Annotated in this window: 13 protein-coding genes; 1 reads left to right on the top strand and 12 read right to left on the bottom strand. The window is 36.0% G+C overall.

Annotated elements, in window-relative coordinates; translation table 11 throughout:
• Positions 1 to 415: 415 nt before the first annotated feature.
• The 12 genes from HYN86_RS17330 to HYN86_RS17385 form a co-directional block, all read right to left on the bottom strand.
• On the bottom strand, positions 416 to 6991 hold the full coding sequence (locus tag HYN86_RS17330; RefSeq protein WP_113679183.1) for a gliding motility-associated C-terminal domain-containing protein: 6576 nt from the start codon (positions 6989 to 6991) through the stop codon (positions 416 to 418).
• Between the two features lie 590 nt (positions 6992 to 7581).
• A complete protein-coding gene (locus HYN86_RS17335) occupies positions 7582 to 8325 on the bottom strand; it encodes a rhamnogalacturonan acetylesterase (RefSeq protein ID WP_113679184.1) in 744 nt (247 codons plus the stop codon).
• Between the two features lie 434 nt (positions 8326 to 8759).
• The gene (locus tag HYN86_RS17340; protein WP_113679185.1) at positions 8760 to 10115 is read right to left on the bottom strand and encodes a glycoside hydrolase family 28 protein; all 1356 of its coding nucleotides are present in this window, start codon (positions 10113 to 10115) and stop codon (positions 8760 to 8762) included.
• A gap of 112 nt (positions 10116 to 10227) precedes the next feature.
• On the bottom strand, positions 10228 to 12228 hold the full coding sequence (gene pelA, locus HYN86_RS17345; RefSeq protein ID WP_113679186.1) for a pectate lyase: 2001 nt from the start codon (positions 12226 to 12228) through the stop codon (positions 10228 to 10230).
• A 215-nt stretch (positions 12229 to 12443) separates the two neighbouring features.
• Positions 12444 to 14033: a glycoside hydrolase family 43 protein gene (locus tag HYN86_RS17350; RefSeq protein WP_113679187.1), complete on the bottom strand. Its 1590-nt coding sequence runs from the start codon at positions 14031 to 14033 to the stop codon at positions 12444 to 12446.
• 245 nt (positions 14034 to 14278) lie between these two features.
• Positions 14279 to 15502, bottom strand: a complete 1224-nt coding sequence (locus HYN86_RS17355) for a glycoside hydrolase family 88/105 protein (protein ID WP_113679188.1) — start codon at positions 15500 to 15502, stop codon at positions 14279 to 14281.
• Positions 15503 to 15524: 22 nt separating this feature from the next.
• The gene (locus tag HYN86_RS17360; protein ID WP_113679189.1) at positions 15525 to 16748 is read right to left on the bottom strand and encodes a glycoside hydrolase family 88/105 protein; all 1224 of its coding nucleotides are present in this window, start codon (positions 16746 to 16748) and stop codon (positions 15525 to 15527) included.
• Positions 16749 to 16753: 5 nt separating this feature from the next.
• Complete coding sequence (locus HYN86_RS17365) at positions 16754 to 17719, bottom strand: DUF4861 family protein (protein WP_113679190.1); 966 nt, start codon at positions 17717 to 17719, stop codon at positions 16754 to 16756.
• A 12-nt stretch (positions 17720 to 17731) separates the two neighbouring features.
• Entirely contained in the window at positions 17732 to 18670 is a 939-nt protein-coding gene (locus tag HYN86_RS17370) for an alpha/beta hydrolase (RefSeq protein WP_113679191.1), read from the bottom strand.
• A 97-nt stretch (positions 18671 to 18767) separates the two neighbouring features.
• Positions 18768 to 20441: a RagB/SusD family nutrient uptake outer membrane protein gene (locus tag HYN86_RS17375; RefSeq protein ID WP_113679192.1), complete on the bottom strand. Its 1674-nt coding sequence runs from the start codon at positions 20439 to 20441 to the stop codon at positions 18768 to 18770.
• 12 nt (positions 20442 to 20453) lie between these two features.
• Positions 20454 to 23585, bottom strand: a complete 3132-nt coding sequence (locus tag HYN86_RS17380) for a SusC/RagA family TonB-linked outer membrane protein (protein ID WP_113679193.1) — start codon at positions 23583 to 23585, stop codon at positions 20454 to 20456.
• A 33-nt stretch (positions 23586 to 23618) separates the two neighbouring features.
• Positions 23619 to 25064, bottom strand: coding sequence for a glycoside hydrolase family 28 protein (locus HYN86_RS17385; protein ID WP_113679194.1), 1446 nt, complete (start codon positions 25062 to 25064; stop codon positions 23619 to 23621).
• Positions 25065 to 25350: 286 nt separating this feature from the next.
• Here HYN86_RS17385 and HYN86_RS17390 point away from each other — a divergent pair, with 286 nt between their 5' ends.
• Complete coding sequence (locus HYN86_RS17390; RefSeq protein WP_057116185.1) at positions 25351 to 26379, top strand: LacI family DNA-binding transcriptional regulator; 1029 nt, start codon at positions 25351 to 25353, stop codon at positions 26377 to 26379.
• The last annotated feature ends 38 nt before the right edge of the window (positions 26380 to 26417 follow it).

Here is a 26417-nt window from a genome sequence, read left to right on the forward strand (position 1 = left end):
TTTCAATTGGCAAGGCAACAAAAGTGGTAGTGAATCAATAGGGAAAAGCATATTCCTGATTTTAAAATCAGAATATATTTTTGATCTATATGATTTGTATACTGAAGTGGACAGCCATTTTTTAGTTAAATTATTAAAGAACAAATTTTCTACATTTATAATCTTTTTCTTACCACTAAAAGTTTTCATTGTTACATTTTAGGACATTTTTTTTAAATAAAAATTAACAGGAAGTATACTTGAGGAGTAATTTTGGATGAATTAAAATGCAGGCTGTGTAAGTATTGCGAGAAGTAAAAACAGTATTAAAACAAAAATCCCGGCTATATAAATAGTCGGGATTTTGTGCCGCTAAAGTAAAGCGGTCCATTACTTGTTATCTAAAAAAAATATACTTTAAATATATCTAATAAGCTTATTGGCTGCTTACGTACAGATAACCTGCTTTTTCTATTTTTCGTCCATTACTGTCGTATTCTAAAGTATAAAAATAAGTTCCTGCCGGAAGTTTGTTTCCTCTGGCAATAGTTGCGCGGCCATCTGAGAATCCCTCAAAAGGGTTTGTGACATTATCGTAACCGTTTCTTTCATAAACTATAACGCCGTATCTGTTGTAGATTTTTACAACATTCTCTGGATAACAGTCGATTCCTTTAATAACAAAGCTGTCATTTAATCCGTCTCCGTTTACGGATATGGCGTTGTATATTTCTTCAACACAAGAAACGTTTATGGTTTGTACCAATGAATTCTGGTTGCCGCACTGATCTGAGGCGGTCCAAGTCCTGATGAGTGTATATCTGCTGCTGCAATCTCCGTCGACCCGAGTTTCATCATACGATACTGCAGCGCTGCCGCAATTATCTGTTGCTGTAAAAGCTGGAGCGGCGGGTATAGTATCACAATCTGCATTTATAACTGCTGGCGGCGGTGTTTCTGTAAATACTGGCGCGGTGGTATCATGAACTTGAATTATCTGCGTACAAATAGCCGTATTTAAAATTGTGTTTTCTCCAGCATCCCGCAGACCATTTCTATTGGCATCGTCGTATTCTGTTACGGTATATGTTCTTGTTACGTTAGCGTTACAGCCTGGATCTGGACTGTTTGCTGCAGTAATTTCAATTACACCGCAATTGGTTTCAGCAATTTGGCCATCACCATTACCTAAGGCCTCAAACTGTGCTTCTGTTAAACTTACTTGTGAAGGAACCTCATCGTAACAAGAAACTGTTAAGGGCTGAAAAGTTGGACAAGTTACATTGAAACTACAGCAGTTTGGAGAAACTCCAGCTACTGTAACTGTATTACAAGCACTTGCATCTTGCAGGTTTACACTATAATTGGTGCCTGCGCTTATTAATCCAGAAGTCCAGATATTTCCTGACCATGTACCTGGTGCCCCCGTCCCTGCTGCTGTATAAGGCGCCTGGCCATTTACGGATAAAGTAATAGTATAACCTGCATTTGCTGTTGAACAAACTGCCGTTTCTGTGCCTGCCAATGCTATCTGGCTGATAATGACATTTTGGTTTGCTGTTACACTGTTTCCGTTTGCGTCACTAAATGTCCATGTTACAATTGTGGTTCCGACAGCTGTAATGGGAAAGGCAGCTGTTGTTGTTCCTGTAATTAAACCTGAACATGCATCTGTAGTTGTTGGAGCAGCAGGTGTTACGCTGCATTGCCCTGTTATATCAGCCAAAACTGGTACTGCGGGCGGTGTGTTATCATCAATTATTATATTTTGAGCAGCTGTGGCAATATTTCCGTTTCCGTCATCAAAACTCCAAGTTACAACTGTAGTTCCTTGAGTTGTAATTGGGAAAATGGTACTTGTGCTTCCTGTTATGGTTCCTGCGCAGTCATCTAATGCTGTCGGAATAGGCGGCGATACTGAGCATTCTCCTGTTACAGCTGCTAAAATAGGTGCTGTGGGAGGTGTTACATCATCAATAATTATATTTTGAACAGCTGTTGCGATATTTCCATTTCCATCATCAAATCTCCAAGTTACGACTGTTGTTCCTTGAGTGGTAATTGGAAAAATGGTGCTTGTGCTTCCTGTGATAATTCCTGCGCAGTCATCTAACGCTGTCGGAATAGTTGGCGATACTGAGCATTCTCCTGTTACAGCTGCTAAAATAGGTGCTGTGGGAGGTGTGACATCATCAATAATTACATTCTGAACAGCTGTTGCAATATTTCCATTTCCATCATCAAAACTCCAAGTTACGACTGTAGTTCCTTGAGTTGTAATTGGGAAAATGGTGCTTGTACTTCCTGTGATAACTCCTGTACAGGCATCTAATGCTGTTGGCACAGCTGGAGATACCGAGCATTCTCCTGTGACGTCGGCTAAAACGGGTACTACAGGTGGTGTTACATCATCAATAATTATATTTTGAACAGCTGTTGCAATATTTCCGTTTCCGTCATCAAAACTCCAAGTTACTGCTGTGGTTCCCTGAGTTGTAATTGGAAAAATGGTGCTTGTGCTTCCTGTGATAACTCCTGAGCATGCATTTAATGCGGTTGGCACAGCTGGCGATACTGAGCATTCTCCTGTGACGTCGGCTAAAATTGGTGCTGTCGGAGGTGTTACATCATCAATAATTACATTTTGATTAACTGTTGTAGTATTTCCTGAACTATCTGTAAAATTCCATGCAACTATAGTTGTTCCCTGAGTGGTAATAGGGAAAGAAGTGCTGGTGGTTCCTGTTATTGTTCCGCTGTCACAATTGTCAACAGTAGTTGGCGCCGTTGGTATTAGAGAACATTCTCCCGTTAGGTCTGTTAACACTGGCGCGGTCGGCGGCGTAGTATCTGTTATGATAACATTCTGATTGGCAAATGAAGTATTGCCGTTCCCATCATCAAAAGTCCACAATACAACTGTCGTACCCTTTGCTGTAATTGGAAATGGAGTTGTTGTTACTCCTGTAATTGCGCCTGCGCAGTCATCTGAAGCTATTGGTACCGTTGGAGTTGCTTCACACTGACCTGTTACATCTGCCAATATTGGCATAACTGGCGAAAATGTATCTTGGATAGTTACATTTTGAACGGCTGTCGAAATATTTCCGTTTCCGTCATCAAAACTCCAAGTTACTGCTGTGGTTCCCTGAGTTGTAATAGGAAAAGATGTACTTGTAGTTCCGGTTATTGTTCCTGAACATGCATCGACTGTTGTCGGCACAGCTGGGGTTGCAGAACATTCTCCTGTTACGTTTGCTAAAACAGGCACTGCCGGAGGTGTGACATCATCAATAATTACATTTTGATTGACTGTTGTAGTATTTCCTGAACTATCGGTAAAGTTCCATGTTACTGTAGTTGTTCCCTGAGCCGTAATTGGGAAAGAAGTGCTTGTGGTTCCGGTTATTGCTGCGCTGTCACAATTATCAACAGTAGTTGGAGCCGTTGGGGTTACAGAACATTCTCCTGTTAGATCAGTTAATACGGGCGCTGTGGGTGCAGTAGTATCTATTATAGTAACATTCTGGTTGGCAAATGAAGTATTACCGTTTCCATCATCAAAAGTCCACAATACAACTGTCGTACCCTTTGCTGTAATTGGAAATGGAGTTGTTGTTACTCCTGTGACTGCCCCCGTACATGCATCAGAAGCTATTGGTACCGTTGGAGTTGCCTCACATTGTCCTGTTACATCTGATAATATTGGCATAACGGGAGAAAACGTATCTTCAATAATTACATTTTGATTTACTGACTGTGTATACCCGTTTCCATAATCAAAAGTCCAGGTTACAACAGTTGTTCCCTGAGTTGTAATAGGAAAAACCGTCGTGGTAGCGGCCGTTATAGTTCCTGCACAAATATCTGTCAAAGTTGGCGCAGTTGGTGTTGCTTCGCATTGTGCATTGATATTGGATAAAGCAGAGGGTAATGTAACTGGATTGATTACTATTGATGTTGTTGTACTATTGGAGCAGGTACCATCACTAAAAAAGTAAGTCACGGTATGATTTCCAGCAGTAGAACCCGCTAAATCTATTGTTCCTGTTATTTCATCAATGCTTAAACCTGCATCTCCGCTATATGCTCCTCCAAGAATACCGATTTCAGTCGAAACAGCTGTTCCGGCTTGACAGTAAGGTGTGTTTGGATAACTGATTGCTGCTGTTGGAAGTGCATTGATAGTAATAACTGTAGTAGTGGTATTAGAACAACTGCCGTCATTAAAGGTATAAGTTACCGTGTGATCTCCAACAGTAGAAGCTGCTAGATCAATTTCTCCCGTCGCAGTATTAATAATTAAATCAGGATCTGAGGAATAAGTTCCTCCAGCGATGCCAATTTCTTCAACAACAGCGGTTCCTGTTTTACAATATGGTGTCGCTAAATAATTAATAGATGCGAGTGGCAAATCATTAATTGTAATTACAACTGGTGAAATTGAACTACAGCCATTTACATTTGTTCCTTTTATATAATACGTATCTGCTACGGTGATTGCAGCAGGATCGGCTACGGGTACTGTACCAATATCATCAGAAAAATAAGTGTACGTTAAACCTGCATCACTTCCGGCAGTTATGGCGGCGGAAGTAATATCTACAGAATTGGGTGCACAAACTCCCGCAGGATTTGTAATAGCAATGGTGGGAAGCGGGTTAACATTGATAGTCAAATTAGAAACTGTACTGCTGTTGCAGGGTGCTCCAAAGGTTACCGTAGCCGTTATATTGTTTGCTCCCACTAGTAAATCTGCATAATTTATAATAGGATCTTTAACATTTTGATTGCCTGCATTTATACCCGGCCCCGCCCATAAATACGAAACAGCTCCCAACACATCTACATCGAGCTGTATAGTTCCTGAACCTGCATTACAAACCGTTGCAGGTGTAGCAATACCATCTGCAGTTATAGTTGGAGCGGCAGCTACACCAATTTGTGCAGATTGGGTAATAATATTACCGCAGTCATCTTTTACTCTAAAAAAATAAGTATCATCTGTTAATCCGCTAAAGGTATTACCATTTTGATAAGGTCCGTAATTGACACCACCGTCTGTACTTAAAGCATATTGCAATACATTGCCGGGCGGAGGTGAAATAGATGTCGCTGTAATAGTTAAAACACCATTTGTGGCACCACTTGCACAGACATATCCCCCAGTATTTGTTTTATCAACTATAATGGCATTATTTGCATCATAGGTAAATGTTTGAGTCAGCAGATTGAGCGAACCGCTTTTCGTACGTAAGGCAAAAACATAGGTGCCATAACTTAATCCATTAAAAGGAAGTGAAGCTGTTGCACTAGCCAAATCTCTGGTTTGCCCCACGCTCGAAGGACCAGAAAAAATAATAACCTGATAAGCGGAAGGCACATCAAAAGTACCATTCATTACATAATTGAATCCGCCGCAAACGGATGTTATCGTATTACTTTCTGATACTGTGGCGGCATAACCAGCCACTGTAACATTTATGCTTTTTGTGCCGCAAGCAGTAGTTATATCTAAAGTGTAATTGCCTTTAGGCCAAGTGCCAGTTGGATCTGATGCATTGACTTTAGGAAAATTAGCATAACCAGCGCCATCCAGCGTAATATTTCCACTATGACCAATAGGCACAAGTGAATTGTTTGAAGCTGTTACGACATAACTTATTGCATCTCCAACCTGAAACGGACTAACATTTATAGAAAGGGTTCCATATCCTAAATAGTTTGCATTTGCTGATGATGCATACTGCGTTAAAGTAATATTTGGAGCAGCCGGAATAGTTAAGTTCTGTGAAACTGGTAATGAAAAGTCTCCCGTAGTATTTCCTCCAGCATCAATATACGTAACATGATAAGTTGCCCCAGCAGTAAAACCTGTAAAAATTCCTGAACTCGTGGTCAATGTACCTGTAATAACATCGGCAGCATTAGCCGTGTTTGTAAAAGTCATATCTATGGGAAGACAGGCTAAAGTTGACGGCCCAATACGGATGATTCCGCTTCCTCCACAATTTGTCGAGGTAATTGCATTGTAATTTAAACTTATCGGAAACTCTTTAGTATTACCGCAGTTATCAATTAATACTGCTCTCATATTGGCCAAATCTGCCTCAATACCTGCTCTGGTTGCAATTGCCGGCATACCTATACTAGATTGAGATGATGGATAACCGGCACCTCCAACATCGCTAAAACCATCTCCATCTGTATCTTTACCATACAATTGTCCTTGGTATTTAACCTTCCAAGTAAAATTGGCTGCATCAGCCGTAGAAAGGATGGTGTTAGTCGTTATATATCTAAAATTTGCTGAATTAATTATATTTAGCGGCGCCGAACAATTGTAGGCAGGCAGATAACCCGGATAAGCAATGTAACCTAACTTAATATCATTTAATGTTAAAGTCGGATTTGTAATAGCCGTGGCACCAATTACCGTCTGCCCGCAGCTGTCTGTCACGCTTACAACATAACTATTAGCTGGAAGACCGTTAAAAGTAAAGGTACTGGCTGCAATACTGCCGCTGCTTTGCAAGATGGTGCCAGGAGCGGCTTGTGTCGCAATAGTATAAGTAAATGGGGATTTTCCTGCCGTTACTGTCGCTGTTAGAACTGCATTGCCGCCAACACAGCCAGCGACTTTTGTCGGCGTTGTTACTACCATCGGTGTATAACCATCGGTAACAGCAATAGTCGTACTGCTATAAACTGTACCTCCCGTAGATGCTCTTGCATTTACAACATAGCTGCCAGTAATTAAACCTGTAAAAACAGGATCATTGGTAAATTGAGTGCCATCTCCGGGAACAGGTGCTACCACCGTTCCCGAACGTAATAATTGATACTGCGGTGTCGCTCCTAAGCCTACACTGCTTGCTGTAACTATTCCGCTATTCTGACAGCCCGTGTTGCTTGCTGCACCAGAAACGCTCTGCGCAAAAATTGAATATCCCGTAAAACTTAGGATTGGCGAAATAAGGAATAGCACTAAAAAAGTAATTTTTAATCTCATAATGGTTTATTATTTAATTAAACAGACCTAATTGTACACAATATCTTTACTTAAGAATAAAAGATATATGCTGCTATTTAAGCAGCTGCTTTGCAACTAAATCTTATACTTTATTGATTTACAACCTACTTCCTTTATAGGATGTAAAAGTGAGCTTTGTTCAATTTTTTATTCCTTAAGAAAAAAAAAAATACTTATCTCTTGGATCAATGATAAATGCAAAACAATTGAACAACACTAAAAAGTAATTAAAGACCTAATTACAGATAGTTTACATTAATTGAAAAAGTAGCAATTGAAAAATAGTAATGGCTAATAAAAAATACAGCTCTAGAAGAATGGCTTGTAAAAATGGCTGTAACAAATTGTGAATTGTTGTGTTAGATTTTAATACTCAACAAATACGTTTGAACGCCAAAATTAAGATTTTTTGAATTTCAAAAAAACAAAAGTACTGAATTTCAGCATATTAATAAAATTTTAACACTAAAAAAGATAGAAAAATTTTTAGGAAAAACATTTTAAAAATGAAACAACAAAAAAAGAGGAACCAGTCCTCTCTTTAAAATATGAAGTTTATAAAATCAAAATTATTTAATTCCAGCTTTCAACTTTTGAATTGACGCCCCCTCTAAACCTTTTATTTGATTGATGACAATTTGAGCTATGGCGGCAGCTCCTTTTAAGGAAAGATGTGTATCATCTGCCTTATCTTTATCGTAATAAGGATTTTCACCTGCTTTATAATGCAAGTGCAACTGTTTGGACTTTTCTGGACCGTAAGACTGCTCTAACAATTCGGTATAATATTCTAAGTCAATAAATGGTACTTTGTATTCCTGTGCCACTAATCGTGTTTCTAAAGGATAATCTCCATGCGTTGGAACTAATACGCCTTTATCATTAAAATTACGTCTCGCTATTGATGTTAATAATATAGGCACAGCACCTTTTTCTCTGCTTTCCTGCACAAAGCGAATTAGATTATAGCGATAACTTGTATGCGGATTGGTATAACGTGTCGAATCCTCTATTTTTTCATCATTATGTCCAAATTCTATTAGAACGTAATCGCCTTTTTTTAATTTTTTATAAATAGAATCCCAGCGCTTTTCGTTGATAAAACTTTTTGTGCTTCTTCCGTTTACGGCTTTATTTATTACAACAATATTGTCTTTGAAAAATGGCTGTAATACCTGCGCCCATCCATGTTCTGGATTTTTTTCGGGATCTTTTTTATTTGCCATTGTTGAATCACCAATGCAGTAAACAGATGTTTTTTGTGCAAAACTAATCGTGGTGATTAGGAATGTTAGTAAAATGTATTTTTTCATTTGTTGTTTTTGTTGTGATTTATTTTAACCGCAAAGAGCGCAAAGGGTTACGCAAAGAGCACGAAGTTTTTTTTTTTATTTTTTTGAGGATAATCTTTGCGTAGACGCACTGCTGTGCGTCTCTACAGAAAACCTTTGTCACTTTGCACCTTTCAAATCTTTATGGATATTCTTTGCGTAGACGCACTGCTGTGCGTCTCTACAGAAAACCTTTGTCGCTTTGAACCTTTGTTGCTTTGAACCTCTCAATTTCGATATTCTTTGCGTAGACGCACTGCTGTACGTCTCTACAGAAAAACCTTTGTCACTTTGAACCTTTGTTGCTTTGAACCTCTCAATTTCGATATTCTTTGCGAAGACGCACTGCTGTGCGTCTCTACAGAAAAACCTTTGTCGCTTTGAACCTCTGAACCTTTGAACCTTTAAAAAAAAAACTACGGTTTTGAAACCGCCGACGGCACTCCGGCTCTTTGTCCTATAAAAACATCTGTCATTACAACATTTTCTGCGTTCTCGTTTGACAATGCATTTTTTGCCGACTTGATTTCAATATTTCTTAAAGATATATTTCTAATCTTTTTATCTGCGAAACCTTGAATAACAATGCCTGATTCTGAAGCTTTTTTACAGGTAATATTGGAAAAATGTACATTTGATATATCCGATTGAAAACCTTTACCTTCTCCGTGATAATTGGCAGTCATATAAAGGCAGTCTTCTACTTCATCTAGTTTTATATTTCTAACAAAAACGTCTTTAATATAACCTCCCCTATCTGCATTGGTTTTCAAATAAATTCCTCTTTTAAGATAACCCGCCGTCTTACAATTTTCAACAAAAACATTTCGAACTCCAGCCGACATTTCACTGCCAATAACTACACCGTGTAATCCCTTGAAATTACAATTTCTAATCACAATATTTTCGCTGGGTGTTGCTGTATTGGCTCTTCCTTCATGATCTCTTCCTGCTTTTATGGCAACATTGTCATCCCCATTATCAAAGTTCACATTTTCGATCAAAACATCTTTTGCATATTCTGGATCGATTCCGTCATTATTATGGTTCAATGATTTATAACTGATTCCTCTAATTGTAATACTTTCTGATTTTAAAAGATGCAGACACCAGAATGGCGAATTTTCGATTCGAATGTTTTCTACTAAAATATTCTTGCAATTCAAAAACTGAATCATTTGTGGTCTTAAAAAATAGCCTTCTCCAAATTTCCTTTCTGAAATTGGAGTGCTGTTATGATTCATTTCACGGCTGCGGTTTTTGCCTTCACCTTCTTTTGCCTTAAATGTTTTCCACGTTTTACCGCCTTCTCCATCAATTACACCTTCTCCTGTAAGTGCAATATTGGTACAGCTTTCAGCATATATTAATGGACTGTAATTGTACAACATTGTTCCTTCCCAGCTGGTTAAAACCATTGGCAGATAGTCCTTTGGATTATCACTGAATTTAATTTTTGCGCCTTTCTCAATTTTTAAATTGACATTGCTGACAAAATGGATTGGTCCGTTGATTTTATAAATTCCTTTAGGCACAATAATAGTCCCGCCGTTATTTTTTTTACACAAAGCCATTGCTTTATCAAAAACCTTTTTGTTGTTTGTAATTGAATCGCCTTTTGCTCCCAATTTCAAAACATTTATCTGATAGGCAGGAATAACAGGCAGCTGAATTCTTTTCACTATAGAATCTACTCTCTCTGAAGGAAAATCACTGTTTTGGGAAAAAGAAACCCAGGTAAAAAATAAGAGTAATAAGTATTTAGAATTCATTTTTTTTATAGTTTTTAATAGCTGTTTTTCAGTTTGCAGTCGCAGTCGCAGTTTTCAGTCGCAGTTTTCAGACCGAGACTGAAAACTGCGACTGAAAACTGAGACTAATACTCTACCTCAAATACCAGTTCGAGATCTTGTCTTTTAGAATATTTTCTATTGTATACTGCCCCGCTTCTTTTTTAGTTAACTGATGTGACCAGCTAACTCTTTTGGAAGGTTGAAAACCTTCTCCGGTACAATTATACTCTGCATAAAAAGCTTTTTTTTCAGCTTCTGGTTTAGACCAGTTTTCCCAGCCTTCTGGTTTAATGTGCCCGCCCATTTCACAATTAATAAAAACCGTTTTGGCATAAATACGCCATGGTCTTCCCAAATAAACATCTTTGGCATCAGCATTTGCAGTAAGTTTACAATTTCTGAAAACGAAACCAAAAGCTGTTCCTTCAGGTGTTGAAGCAGCAGTTATGTACGAACTTTTAATACTGTGAATAATGCAATTTTCAAATAAAGCTGTTGCGCTTCCAAAAATAAAATCTGTTGTTCCTTCAATATAACAGTCCTTAAAATACTGTTTTGCATCTTTCCCAGAAATATATAAAGTGTCCTGATTGCCTAACAAATTACAATTGGAAATCTTTGCCCTATTTGCCACGACAGACAATGCAATAGCTTGTCCGCGTTCTCCTGAAGTATTTTTAATCGTTAAATTAGATGCCGAAAAATCATCTCCCTCTACTAAAACCGTATAAGTGTAAAAGGTGCTGTTTCTTCCTAAACCAATTTTTGAAAAGTTATCATCAAAAGTAATAATCGTATTTTCTTTGCTTTCGCCTTTTAAAATTACATTGGTGTTCCATTCTGGTATACGGACTTTTTCGTTATAAGTTCCATTTTTCACGTGGATGGTAACTTTTTCATAAGGGAAAGCTGGACACGCATATACTGCATCCTGAATTTTTGTAAAATCTCCAGAACCATCTTGCGCTACAGTAATTAAAGTGACGTTTTTCTTTTCTGAAGCCGAAACTTTTGTCCCGTTTTTTACTGCCCAATCTGGAAATCTTTTTAATACTTCTTTTGGTGCTTCTGAGTACCAAGAATAACCATTTCTTCTCTCTGCGCCAATTTGATCAATCGACTTCTTTCTAATTCCATCGCGATCACAAAAGAAAGGTTCATTGGTTTCCAAATCCATAAATCTTGCCCAGATTGGTGTCGCATTTGTCGCAGGAATCATTTTTTTGTCTACAATTTTTCCTGCATCGTTTAAGACTCTTTTTTCTTCTAAAGTGGTGATTTTAGTTTTTTCGAACCAAGCAACAGCACTTTTTACAGCGGTTACAACTTCTGGGGACGGCTTTTCTAAAGACATTAAAAGCAGTACAATTTTTGCCGATTCATAACCGCTTAAAGATGCCAATTCAAAAGCTCTTGCATTTGCCGGAGCCAGAGTAACTTCGTCATGCTGTGCACACCAAGCTGTTAAAACTCCATTTTGTTTGTATTGTGTTTTTAAGATACAGTCAATCCCTTTATCAAATGATTTTTTGCATTTTTCAACAACTTCTTTTGATGGCTTAATACTATAATAATCAGTTTGATCTGCTACCGCTCTTATCACGTTTAGAATATTAACCATCGAATCGTCGTTGTAGGTAATATGTGTATAATATCCTTTTTTTAACGGATAAAATTGAGGCCAGCCTCCGTTTGCATATTGTGCTTCAAGTAAATAATTTAATCCTTTTAAAAAAGATGCCGCGTAACGTTCGTCTTTAACCTGTGCATACATTTTTGACATAAAAAGCATTTCCTGACAGGTTGCCCCATTATCTGTTGTAGTTTCTACAGCTGTTTTTTTTAGGGCAATCAAGTCTTTTTTTTGCTTTTCGTTCAGTTCTTGCTGCATTTGAATGTTTTTTGGCCAGCCCCCAATATCTCTCTGATATAGTAAAACATTCTCTGCTATTTTTTTGGCTTCCGCCGAAGCAAACCAAGAAGCATCACTTTTGCGAATAATTTCAGACCAATTTTTATAGGTATTCTGAGCGGTCATTCCGATGCTCCAGAAAAGTATAAAAAGTAAAGATGTTTTTTTTAATAGAATCATTTTATCTGTTTTAACTTGTACTTATTTTAATCTTGAATTATGCAAAAACAAGTTTTAAAAAACATATTTTGTAAGAAAAATCATTTAAATAACTTTTAAGGCATTTTCAAACATGAAAATGTATCACAATGTCAATTTTTATTTTTCTTTTAAAATATTTAATTTATGTGCGTCGTTTTTTTTCTAAAAGACGAAAAAATTACTTTTTAATGAATTTATTTCGTAATTCTAAACCAATCTACTGCTGCATTTCCAGAATCATTTTTTACTACTTCACCTAAAGCAAAAAGACCAACCTTGGCTCCAATCCATCTTCCTTCTTTGGCCGTAAAATCTTTTCCAACAGGTTCATACTTTTTATCGTCTAAGCTGTAAAAGAAACTGCAGATTCCGCCTTTTTTAATTTTTACTCTGAGATAAATTGTATTACTTTCTATTAAAACTGGCTTGGTTTCTGTTTCTGAAACTACATTAGAAAAAGTTCCTGTTTTCTGATTCAGATATAATTTCCCATTATCATTTTTAAAACATAAATAACTGTAATCTAACCCCATAACAATTAATCCTGTTGATTCTCCATTTAACCTAGGGTTGAAAGTCACTTTTGTAGTTGCTGTAAATTCTTCGGCTGGAAATTTTTGAAGTAATAAATTAGGAGCATTAAAAATGTTTGGCGTAGTAGTATTGCAAAACAAATTCAGGTAGCCTAAACTCGTTGGAAAACCCCAGTTTATTTGTTTATTCGCCTGCCACTGCCATTGCAGTCCTAATTTTGGTTCGTTAAACTCATCTGAAGCCGCTGGAATTTCTATTGGATATTTCTTTCCAACATTTGGTTTTTTATAAGTGGTAACAGGTTCTCCAATTCCGTTTTTATCAAAATCTTCGCCCATAACCGGCCAGTCGTTTACCCACTTCATGGGTTGTAAATGAACAATTCTTCCGTAAGCACCTTTATCCTGAAAATGAAAAAACCAATCTTCACCAGTTTGTGTGGTTACCCAAGCTCCTTGATGCGGTCCATTTATAGCAGTTGATCCTTGTTCCAGAACTTTTTTCTTTTCGTAAGGTCCAAAAACATTTTTCGATCTTAAAACAGTCTGCCATCCAGTAGGAACTCCGCCTGCTGGAGCAAAAATGAAGTAATAGCCGTTTCGTTTGTAAAATTTAGGACCTTCTATTGTTCCTTCTCCATCATGTCCATCAATTACCATAACTTCATCGTTATTAACAACCGTACCTTCTGAGTTCATTGTACAAACAACGAGCAGACTTTTAATCTGCGCGCGGCTTCCCGCAAATGCGTGAACTAAATAAGCTTTCCCATCTGTATCCCAAAGTGGACTCGGATCTATTAATCCTTTTCCGGCTTTTACTAAAAGCGGTTCCGACCAAGGTCCTTCTGCTTTTTTGGCTTTAATCATATAAATTCCAAAATCTGGATCGGGGTAATAAATATAAAATTCATTATTATGATAATTAATACTCGGCGCCCAAACCCCGTTTCCGTGCTGTACTTTATCATACGTTTCAAACGGCGGCTGTTTGCTGAGTGCGTACCCAACAATTTTCCAGTTTACCAAATCTTTAGAATGTAAAATTGGTAATCCCGGATTACAATTAAAAGATGAAGCTGTCATATAATAATCATCGCCTGCGCGAACAACATCCGGATCTGAATAATCGGCATGAATAATTGGATTCGTATAAGTTCCATCTCCATTATCCGGCACCCAGACTTGTGCACTATTCTTCTGAAAAGTACAAACGGAAAGAAGAAAAAGGATGATTTTTATATTTCTCATTTTTTAAAAATATTGGCTTTTAAAGAAATCCTAACCGGTTTTAAAAACCTGTCAGGATTCTAATTTATTATTCTTAGCAGAGCTTCATGCGACCTTTCGAATTCTCTCCAGAAAACAAAAATTTCTACTCAAAGTATTCAATTAAATTAACCATTAACAATTAAAAATTAAAAATTAACAATTAAAAATCAACAATCAAGCATCAACCATCAACCATTAACAATCAACCATCAACAATTAACAAATTATCGATTCAACTCTAAAGCTGCAAGAATAAATGGTCCTGTTGCTTTAGGATCGTTGTCTTTTTTTCTTTCGTTTACATAGTATTCGTAAGATCCGTCACGGTAAGGATTCCCACCTAAACCTGCAACTTGGCAGCAGTTTGTCAAAGTGATTCCGCCATCTTCATCTACTTTTTTGATTAAAACTTTAGTTAATCCGTCAAAAGCTTTATTGGCTGATTTTTTAAATTTAGCTGGTAAATATCCTTTGTTTGCTCCTTTCGCAAAAGCATACGAAAACATAGCCGAACCAGAAGCCTCTAAATAATTTCCTTTTCCATCAACTTTGTCTGTAACTTGGTACCATAAACCTGATTTATCCTGAAATTTAAGTAAAGCCTCAGAAACATTATTTAGATATTTTACCAATTCCTTTTGTTTTGGATGATCTTTTGGCATATAATCTAAAACATCAACCAAAGCCATTACATACCATCCTAAAGATCTTGACCAAAAATTTGGAGAATTTCCTGTTTGTTTATCTGCCCAAGGCATTTGCTTGCTTTCATCCCATCCGTGGTATAATAATCCTGTTTTTGGATCTGTTGCATGAAGCTGAATTAATTCAAATTGTTTAGCGATATCATCAAAGCTTTTTCCGTTTTCAAATTTAGCTGTATATTCTGCGTAGAATGGCTCTCCCATATACAAACCATCTAACCACATTTGATTTGGATAGATTTGTTTGTGCCAGAATCCGCCGCTTTCCGTTCTTGGCTGTTCTGTAAGCTGTTTACGAATTAACTGCATCGCTTTTAAGTATTTATCTTCTTTTGAATACGCATAAACATCAAAAAGCAAACGTCCTGGCAGAACCAAATCGATATTGTATTTTTCGAATTCGTAAGTTTTAATAGTTCCATCAGCCTGAACCAATTCATCTACGTAACCTCTCACGTATGCCTTATATCTTGAATCTGGATTTTTTTTGTATAATTCTTCAATAGAATGTAAAACCAAAGCATGAACGTAATCCCATTTTGGTTTTTTAGCATCGTCCAGCATATATGCTTCTGGATGACGTTTCATTAACGTCAAAGCCATTTTATCTGACCATTTTGCATTTTTTCCTATTACAATATCCTTTTTTGCTGGTTCTTGAGAAGTTACTTTACAACTTGTAATTGTCATAACGCAGATCATTAAAACCGACATCAAATAACTTTGTTTTCTAGTATTTTTCATTTCAAAATATATTTAAATTCTTTTATTTTTCTAATTCTATTGAGGCTAATAAAAATGCCCCTATGCCTATTGCACCATTTTCTTTTGGTTTCGCCGTCAGGTAATATTGGTTCGTTCCATCTCGAAAAGGTTTTCCTCCTAAACCTACATTCGACGAAACATTCAGAATATTTACTTCACCTTTTTTATCAACTTTCACAAATTCTTTTACAAAACTGTCAAATGATTTTTTAGCTGTCGATTTATAACTGCCCGCTAAATAACCTTTATTGGCTCCCTTTGCAAAAGCGTAAATTATCATTCCCGAAGCTGATGGCTCAACGTAATTTCCAAACAGTTCTGGTTTATCTGCTACTTGATACCACAACCCAGATTTACTTTTGTACTGATTCACATTCTTTGAAATCTGATTCAAATATTCTACCAAAACTTTATATTTTGGATGTGATTTCGGGAAATAATCTAAGGTTTCAACCAATGCAACCATGTACCAGCCAATGCCGCGTCCCCAAATCGTTGGTGAAGTTCCTGTTTGTTTATCTGCCCAGGCAATTTCTTTACTTTCATCCCAAGCATGATAAACCAAACCTGTTTTTTTATCTACAATATGATTATGAACCAATTCAAATTGTCTGGCGATATCGTCTAAACTTTTTCCCTTTTCATATTTAACCGTAAACTGCGTATAAAAAGGTTCTGCCATGTACAAACCATCAATCCACATTTGATTGGGATAAATCTGCTTGTGCCAAAATCCGCCGCTCGCTGTTCGAGGCTGTGTTTCCAGCTGATTTCTTAACTTTCCTATAATTTGTAAATAGCGCGAATCTTTTGTGATTTCGTACAAATTAAAAAGTAGTTTTCCTGGATTTAAATAATCAATATTATATTCTTTGATATCGTATTTTTTAATATTTCCAGTGCTGTCAATCATTCCATCAACATACTCTTTAATATAATTCAGATATTTTTTATCGTTTGTTTTTTGATACAATTTCTCAAAACCAGACAATACAAAACCCATTTTATAATCCCATTTTGGCTTTTCGTTTCCGTCGAGCTGCCACGCCCGAGGATATTTATTTAAAATGGTTAGTGCTGCTCTCTCCGACCATTTCAAGTCAGAAGGAACAACAGTATTTTCTGAACTATTTTGATTCTGGGCTATGCCTTTACATCCTAAAAACAATAGTAAAACAATCGCAGTTTTTTTTAGATTAATCTTTCCAAAAAGAGATTTACTCATAAAATTTACATTTTACTTTTTTTGTTTAGCACTTCTAATTTTTGATCTAAATATTTAACAAATTCTTCTTTGTTTTTAATACCATTTACTTCTTGTTCCCAAGCTCCTAAAAGATAAAATGTAGTCGCTTTTGTAGTGGGTTTGAAAACTAATAGATAATCTAAATCTGTATCTGCAATATTTTCGATTGTACTAATTTCATAAAAAATTGCCATTCCTAATTTATCTGGTACTAAAGATTGCTCTCCGTAAGTAGCTAAATAAGCCCATTTTTTATTTTTACTTTCTTTTTTAAGAACTTCTGTATTTTTTTGTTTCACAATTCCGGTACAGATTCCTTTAATCTCCTTTGATGCTTTAATGGTATGTTGTGTATAAAGCTCGTTTGGTTTTATAGTCAATTCTGAGATGAAATCAATTTTATCCGAAGCTGTTTTCCATCCGTAATAATTTACTTTTACAACAGATTCATTTGCTTTGTTTGAAACCGCTGCGATTGTAGAGTCAACTTCGCGGAAATGTAATTTTTCATTGTTTAAATAACGGTCGATAGAACCAATTCCGATTCCTTTTCCAGCCTTCAAAATATCTGCTCCCCAATCGCTCATATTATGATACGAATCAAATCCATCCTGTCCCACTAACGGAAGAATATTTTCTGAAGTCTTTTTTCCAAAAATATCAATTGCATTTCTCCAGTCTAAATACAGGCGGTAACCAATTCTATTGTTTTCCCATCCCGGGCCTTCATAACGAATGTCAAATGAATGATCTGTATGTTCTGGAGCCAATTTTAATCGATCCACATTTTTAAAAACAGTACCGCCTTTGTACTTTCTTCCTTCCCATTTACCATCTGTTTTTGCAGATATTTCGGCATACGTTTTATTGGTTTTAATATCATACTTTTGAGCATTAACGGCTGTTATACCTGCTAAAAATAAAATTGCTGTGGTGATCTTTGCTTTCATTTGTATTCTAATTTATTTAAAAATTTTATCTAAAAATCGTACGGTGTACGAAACTGTTTGTCCAAACCAAGGTTCATAAAACCAAAATGAATGCGGCGAATCTGGAATTGTCTGCACTTCATTATAGATTTTATTCTCATTCAAAATTGTAATCATATCATCGCGTCCTGCATGAAATCTCGGAATACTGCTGCAGATGAATAATATTGGCGGTGTATTTTTATTGGTATGCGTTAATGCAGAAGCATTTTTCCAGTTCTCTGGAATTTCATCTGATTTTCCGCCAAGCCAAAAAGCGGCCATATCTCCTTCTGATGATTCTGGATGTTTGAATGCTAATACTCCATCTACATCGACAATCGCATTAACTTTTGATGAATGTTTACTTTTAAAAGTTGTATCTTCAAAAATCGGATTTTCATTTGTTGTTCCTATTAAAGCTGCCATTTGCCCTCCTGACGAACAGCCTAAAACAGCAATTTTATTAGGATCTACATTAAATTTCCTCGCATTGTCTTTTATAAATCTGATGGCATTTTTCACATCAATTACACCCGTTGGATATTTAGCTTCCAGCGACAATCTATATTCGATGGCAAAACAAGAATACCCTTTTGCTGCGATCTCTTTTCCTAAAAACTGCATTTGGTTTTTATTGCCAGATCTCCATCCTCCGCCATGAATCATAATTACGGCTGGATTCTTTTTCTTTTTTGTATTTACAAATGCATCAAAATGCAATGTTCTTTCTTGTTCCTTATTATAAACCAAGTCAAACATAGCTGTAACGTCTTGGTTGGTTGTAACTTCTGGAATTGTGATAAAAGGATATTTCTTAAGCAATTTAGTAAAAGTGCTTTTAATTGTATAAGACGTATCTATCTTGTACTGCTGGCTTTGAACCGCAATAACATAAAAAAATACTACTAAAATTAATCTCACTTTCTGCATTTCAATTTAATTTAAGTTAAGGAAAGAGCTTGACAATTAGTCAAACTCTTTCTTAACTACTTCAAAAAAACAATAGTCTCAAAAAACTAAAAAATTACTAATAACCAGGATTTTGAGGAAAATCTTTATTTTGGTTTAAATCTAAAACTGTTTGTGGTATAGGTCTTAAAATTTTAAGCTTGCCGTCAACACCAACAAAATTTGCTTCTTTTATTTTATAATTATGAGCTGAAGCTCTTGCTACCAATGTTCCAGTACGTTTTAAATCGAACCAGCGTTTGTATTCTCCTAATAACTCTCTTCCTCTTTCGTCTAAAATATAGTCGATATTAAATTGAGCTAAAGTAGCATTTGCAACACCTGCTCTTCTTCTTACTTCGTTTAAACGATCTAAACCGGTTGCTGGATTTCCAGCTTTTAAATAGGCTTCGGCAGCTACAAGATAAGTTTCTCCCAATCTGGAAACAATGATATCTCTTGTGCTTACAGGACCTGTACTTGAAGGTGTAGTTGGATCTGGGTCATCAAATTTCTTAACTGGAATTGTATAACAGTCTAAGTTTTTAATTAACGTATGCGCCGCAGAATATTCTCCCCAAGGATGATACACAAATGTAGATGCTAATCTAGAGGCATTGGCTGTCATCCAGGCAGTTTTATCTGCAGGCGTAAACCATTTTGGTTCGTAAAAATGTCTCACTTTTAACGAAGCTGGATTTGAACTTCTGTAGTATGGATAGTATAAAATAGTTTTTGTAACTCCGTTTGTTGTTTCAGGTCCTTCTAAAATTTCCGTCATAAAAGTAGCATTCCATCTTGCATCCCCTTTTTCATATAAACCTAAGGCATAGTCTGTTGGACATAAATTGTAACTTCTTAGCGGCGCTCCAGTTTCTGCACCTCCTAAATACGAACTGAAATAGTAAAACTGATTGTTACCTAATTTTGTAGGATCTGTACTGGTTGACGCTTTATCGTATTGTACAGAAAAAATTGTTTCAGCATTTAAATCATTTCCAGGTTTAAATAACTGATCGAATGAAATGGCTAATGTCTGACCAGCGATTGCGGCGTCAGCATAGGCTGCGGCTTTTGAAAAATCATCAGCTTTACCAAAACTTTCGTATCCTCTTGTCAGGTAAACTTTTGCCAATAAATCGTTTACGGCCCTTTTATTTACTTTTCCAGCTGTGGCATATGAAGCTGTTCCTACATTAGCCAAAGCAAAATCTAAATCGGCTATAATTTGTGTATAAACTTCTTCGGCAGTGTTTCTTGTAAAAGACAAAACTGGAGTCGTAATATTATCCAAAACAATCGGCACACCTCCATAAGTCTGCACTAGTAAAAAATAAGCATTGGCTCTTAAATAACGTGCTTCGCCAACAAGTGTATTTATATTTGGTGTCTGTTCTGTAACTGTCGAATAATATACCGTTTTGTTTACTGCCTGAATCTGCTGATAACAGGAGTTATACAAATCGGCAACATTATCTGAGGACGGGATTAAAAGTGCATACTGGCTTAATCCTGCTGGCTCTGGAGTTCTTCCCTCCGCATACATATCGGTTCCAGCTTCAAAAAGCCATGGATTTCCGCCATAAATTCCTTTTAACCAAGCATAATTAGAGTTTACTAACAGCTGAAATCCTGTTGCAGTTTTATAGGTCGCATCAGCGGGTACGTAAGAGCGGCTGTCTTCTTCAATATAATCACTGCAAGAACTTACAGATACAGCGATTAATCCTAGCATTATTATTATTTTTTTCATTTGATATCTTTCTTAAAATTTAACACTTAATCCCAATTGCGTAGTAACAGATGCTGGACGGTTTACACCAAATGGCGAACCTGCCCATTCTGGGTCGTATCCATCAAATTTTGTAAATACAAATGGATCTAAAACATTTACATACACTCTTAGATTTGAGATTTTTAACTTCTTTAATAAATCAGAATTTAATGTATAACCTAAAGATATATTTTTAATTTTCACGTAAGATGCATCTCTGTAGTAACCAAATAAAGAAGTCCAATAAGCTCCTGCTCCAGTTGCAACAGGTCCTGGTCTTGGATTTACGGTATTAGCATTTGCTTCAATACCTGTACCATTGGTTGGAATAAAATATTCCATTGCTAATTTTTGGCGTCCGCGATCACTAACGTCTGCAAAGTTTTGGTGGAATGTACTTAAAACTGTCTGCCCTTGACTTGTCAATACCGAAAAATTGAAATCAAACTGACCTACTGTTAATTTAGAATACAAACTTCCCTGCCACTCTGGATTAGGATTTCCAATAACTGTTCTGTCATCTTGATTAAAGACACCGTCTCCGTTTAAGTCTTGTGGTCTCGCTTGTCCAGGCGCCATTCCGTAAGATGCTGCCTGAGCTGCTTCGCTTTCCTGCCAAACTCCGTCATATACATAATTGTAATTTGGATTTAAAGGCGCTCCAAGTATTAATTTATTTCCAATATCGCTGACTTGATCTTGATTGTAAATTGACTCTAATTTGTTTACGTTTTTAGTAAATGTAAAAGTCGTTTCCCAGTTTACATTTTGAGATTTGATGTTTTTAGTAGTCAATAAAACTTCAATTCCTTTGTTGCTTACAGATCCAACATTTGCAAAAGTATTTTTCCATCCTGTTTCTGCCGGCAGCTGTTGTTTGTAAATTAAATCATCTGATAATCTATCATATACGTCAACACTACCTGAAATTCTATTTTTTAAGAATCCAAAATCAATTCCTAAATTGTACTCTCTGGTTTTTTCCCAGGTTAAATTTGGATTAGCCAAATTTTCTGACTGCCATCCTGGAACTACATTTGCTCCAGATGCATAAAATGTCTGCTGATTTAATAATGCTTGTGAAGTATAAGGTGCCACGTTATCATTTCCTGTGTAACCAATACTTGCACGAATTTTCAAATCTGAAACAACCGAACTGTTTTCTAAGAATGATTCTTTACTCAATTTCCATCCTAAAGCCAATGATGGAAAACTCTGCCATTTATTCCCTTCAGATAAAACAGAAGAACCGTCCCATCTAGTTGAAGCTGTTACCAGATATTTATCTTTGAATGCATAATTTAAACGAACAGCGTACGAATTTAAAGTGTTTTTTGCATAAGCAGATCTTATTACATAACTCGTTTGAACACCAGAACCCATATTGTCTGTTCCCACATCAAATGGCTGATTGTTAGAAGACATATATGAATTCTCATCAACATTTGAATACAAACTTTGCAGTAATAGTAAGCTAAAATCGTGTACTTCGTTAAAAGTATGTTTTAGATCGATTTGATTATCCCAAGTATAATTAAAGTTGTTTGCACTTTCTAAAATTGCAGAATTTTTTCCGTTTAATGTTACCCCAGCATTTGTCTGTGCCGTGTAAGCAGCAGATTCTGTCGTATCCATAATTCCTGCAGAAAAAGTAGTTTTAAAGGAAAGCCATTTAATAGGCTGATATTGGAAATAAACGTTTCCAACTGTCTGCCACGTTTTTTCTGTTTGAGAAGAATTCGCAATTTCCATTAACGGGTTTACGGTTGATGTTTTATTGATCACCCAAGAACCATTAGGATAAGTCAGTTTTCCAGGAAGGAAAAATAATGTCCCAACTTGTTCGTTACCTGCCGCGTCGATTGCCCACGGTGACATTAGCGGACTTAATCTAAAAGCATCCTGCATAGCTAAATCACTCCCAAGCTGATTGTTTAATCTTGCAATTGTAACATTTACGCCTGTAGAAAACTTGTCGTTTATTTTATGATTTAATCCTAATTTGAATGAATACTTATCTGTTGCATCATTTTCGATTAGACCGCGATCACTTTGAATACCGAATCCTAAATTATAACTCAAGCCAGAATCTGAACGGCCGGTAATATTTAGATAATTGTTTTCGGTCATACCCGTTTTTAATACTGCATCATACCAGTCAAAATTATAACCGCTGTTGGCTCTTGAAACTAATAACGGACTCTGATTTCCTGCCAAAGATGCTAATTGAGCTGGAGTCTGCGTTTGAGGTGTTGCACTCATATAAGCAACCTGATGGAATTTCCACCACTCTTCTCCTGTCATCATTTTTGGTAATCTTGCAGTAGTTTTATTTCCGTATGAAGTATCAAAAGTAACGCTGATACCTGCTTTGGCACTTGTACCGCTTTTTGTAGTAACAATAATAACTCCATTTGATCCTCTAGAACCATAAATAGCTGCTGAAGAAGCATCTTTTAAAACGTCCATTCTGGCAATATCCTGAGGGTTTAAGAAATCTATACCATCCATCGGAACTCCATCTACCACATATAATGGTGAAGATCCAACCATACTAGGATTACTAGAATCAGCAATCAAAGAGTTATTTCCTCTAATTACAACTTTGAATCCATCGCCCGCACGTCCTGAAGAAGAGGAAATCTGAACTCCCGGCGTACTTCCCTGAATAGCTTCTAAAGGATTAATTGTATTTCTTTCTGTAATAGTTGCTGCACTAATTGTACTTACAGAACCTGTTAAATCAGTCTTTTTTACAGATCCATAACCAACCACAACAACTTCATTTAATGAATTGGATTGTTCTGCAAGACTTACATTAATTTTTGATTTTCCGGCAATACTAACTTCTTGTGTCTGAAAGCCTAAATAACTAATAACCAAAGTGGCTTTTGGATTAGTTACATTGATTTTAAAACTTCCTTCAAAATCTGTTGAAGTTCCGTTTTTAGTTCCCTTTTCCTGAATGTTTACTCCAGGAAGTGATAATCCCGCGGCATCGGTAATTTTCCCTTCAATTATTCCTGACTGTGCGTTTGTGGTATTACACAGCAGTAAATTCAGGAAAAACAAAAATACAAAGCTGTATTTTTCTTTTTTCTTTGATAGTTTTTTAAAATTCATAGTCTGGTTTAAAGTTTGGTTAATTGATAGTGTTTAGTGTTTAATTGATTCTACTTTTTTCTCATTGATATAGGTATTTATAAAATTTATATTTTTTACGTTTTTTAATAAATAGACAGAATCTACTTTCTGAATTTTCACGTTTTTAAGTGTAATATTTTCCACTGGAGATGCTGCATATCCTTCTGCCCAAACGCTGTATTTACCACCGTTTTTCACATTTACATTTTCTAAACTTACATTTCTGATTGTTGGAATAAAATTCCCTGTCTGCGATCCATATACATTATAAAACATGTTTAATTTTAAAACACATTCTTTAACAGTACCTACTTCAAGATTTCTAACAAAAATATCTTCGATAACGCCGCCCCTTTTAGAGTTGGTTTTGATACGAATGGCGCGATCCAGATTGGGACTGTCCATTACACAATTTTCAACAAACACATTATTTACGCCTGCAGAAATTTCGCTCCCAATAACTACACCGCCGTGACCATCGATCATTTTGCAGTTTTGTACAATTATATTCTTACTCGGAATTGCTACTCTTCTTCCATCGGCATCGCGTCCGGATTTTATTGCAATACAATCGTCGCCAGTATTAAAAGTGCAGTTTTTAATTACAATGTTTTGAGAATATTCAGGATCGCATCCATCATTATTTGGCCCATGGCTGTTAACCGTTACACCATCAATAATCATGTTGTTTGTTTTTATTGGATGCAGAATCCAAAAAGGAGAATTTATAATGGTAACATCTTTAATTAATGCCGTATTGCATTCAAAAAATTCAATGAAATTTGGACGAAGATATCTTCCTTCACCAAAAATACGTTCTGCAACAGGAACTCCTTTTTCGGCCATATCGACTAATACTTCACGATTTGTGGGGTCGTTTTGAGATGGAATCCCTTTTTTCCAGCCGTAATTTTTTCCGCCAGACCAAATCCACCAGTTGGTACTGTCTGCCTGACCGTTTAAAGTACCTTTTCCAGTTACAGCAATATTGGTTTTATTTTTCGCATAAATGAGCGGTGAATAATTCATTACTTCTGTTCCTTCCCAAGAAGTATGAACGATTGGATAATCTTTAGGATTTAAACTAAATAGAATCTCGGCATTATCTTGTAAATGCAGATTAACATTACTTTCTAAATATATAGCGCCTGTTAAATATTTTCCGTTTGGAACCAAAACCTGCCCGCCTCCATTTGCCGCACATTGTTTTATTGCTTTTTGAAAAGCTTCTGTATTTAGCGTTTTTCCATCTGCAACAGCGCCAAAATCATTTATGTTGTACACTTTATCCTCAAAATGTGTCTGTGGAATACTTTTTAGAACCAAATCCATTTTTTTCCATGGATTAGAAGCGTTTGTAGTAATAGAAGAGGTCTTTTTTGCACAAGAAACCACTGCTATAGTTAAAGCAGTTAAAAATACAATCCAATTAAATTTGAGGTTTTTAGCAGGAATCATTTAGTCGTATTTTCTTGTTTAAAGCCGAAAACGCAAGTAATTGTGTAATCGATTACACGAAAGTAGAAAAATTGTTCTAAGACACCAAATTAATTTAGAAAAAAATTATATATTTAATTTTTATTATAAATTATAATTACATTTAATTTAAAAAAACACATAATTTATTATCATTGTAAAATATCAAACGTTTGAGTTATGATATAAGGTAATCGATAACATTTTATATTGCGTAATAAAAAAAAATGTATTTTTGTCTAAAAATAATCCGAAAAAACTTTTTTTAATGAGTGAAAAAGTAACCATTTACGATATTGCTGAAAAATTAAATATCACTGCTGCAACAGTTTCTAGAGCACTAAATAACAATCCTAAAATTAAGGAGGCAACGCGTGAGCTGGTTATTAAAACGGCGGCGGCGATGAACTATAAGCAGAACAAATTGGCGCTGGCTTTAAAAAGTGGTCGAAGTAATAATATCGGAGTTATTGTACCGCGTATTGACAGCAATTTCTTTGCCTCTGTTATCAGGGGAATTGAAGAAGAACTTTATCCTCATGGCTATCAAGTTATTATCTGTCAAACGCACGAAAGCATCAAGAGAGAGAATGAAAACCTTCATACGCTTGTAGATGCGCAGGTTGACGGAATTATGATGTCTGTAACTGGTGTTTCTGACGAAAATGACAGCGCTTTTAGAAATGTATTAGAAAAAAATGTACCGCTGATATTTTTTGATAGAAGTAAACATATTGATGGCGTAAGCTCTGTTACAATAAACGACTTTAAAGGAGGTTATTTAGCCACTAAACATTTAATTGACGAAGGCTGTAGAAATATCGCTCACTTTTCTGGAGATCAATCACTTGATATATTTAAAAACCGTTTTTTAGGGTACAAGCAAGCTTTACTGGATAATGGAATAGAGTTTAATGAAAAATATGTCATCTATACCAAAAGTGCTGTTGATGCGGGAAAAGAAGCTGTCGATAAACTTTTACAGTTAGAAACTCCTCCAGACGCTATATTTTCTTCGAGTGATTTTGCCGCATTGGGAGCCATTCAAGAATTAAAAGAGCGTAACATCAATATTCCAAATGACTTTTGTGTTGCTGGTTTTAGTAATGAGCCTTTCACAAAATTTATGGAATTATCTATCACATCTGTAGATCAGTCACCATTGGAAATGGGAAGAATGTCGGCCCGCGTTTTCTTAGAACAAGTAGATAAAACAGATACGATAAAAATCGAAAAAAAGGTAGTTCTTGCACCTGAATTACATATTCGTAAATCTTCTACCAAAACTAATTTTTAATTTTTTTCACTATATAAGTTATATAAGCTCATTTTAGA

The organism is Flavobacterium fluviale, assembly GCF_003312915.1.
Taxonomy (GTDB): Bacteria; Bacteroidota; Bacteroidia; order Flavobacteriales; family Flavobacteriaceae; genus Flavobacterium; species Flavobacterium fluviale.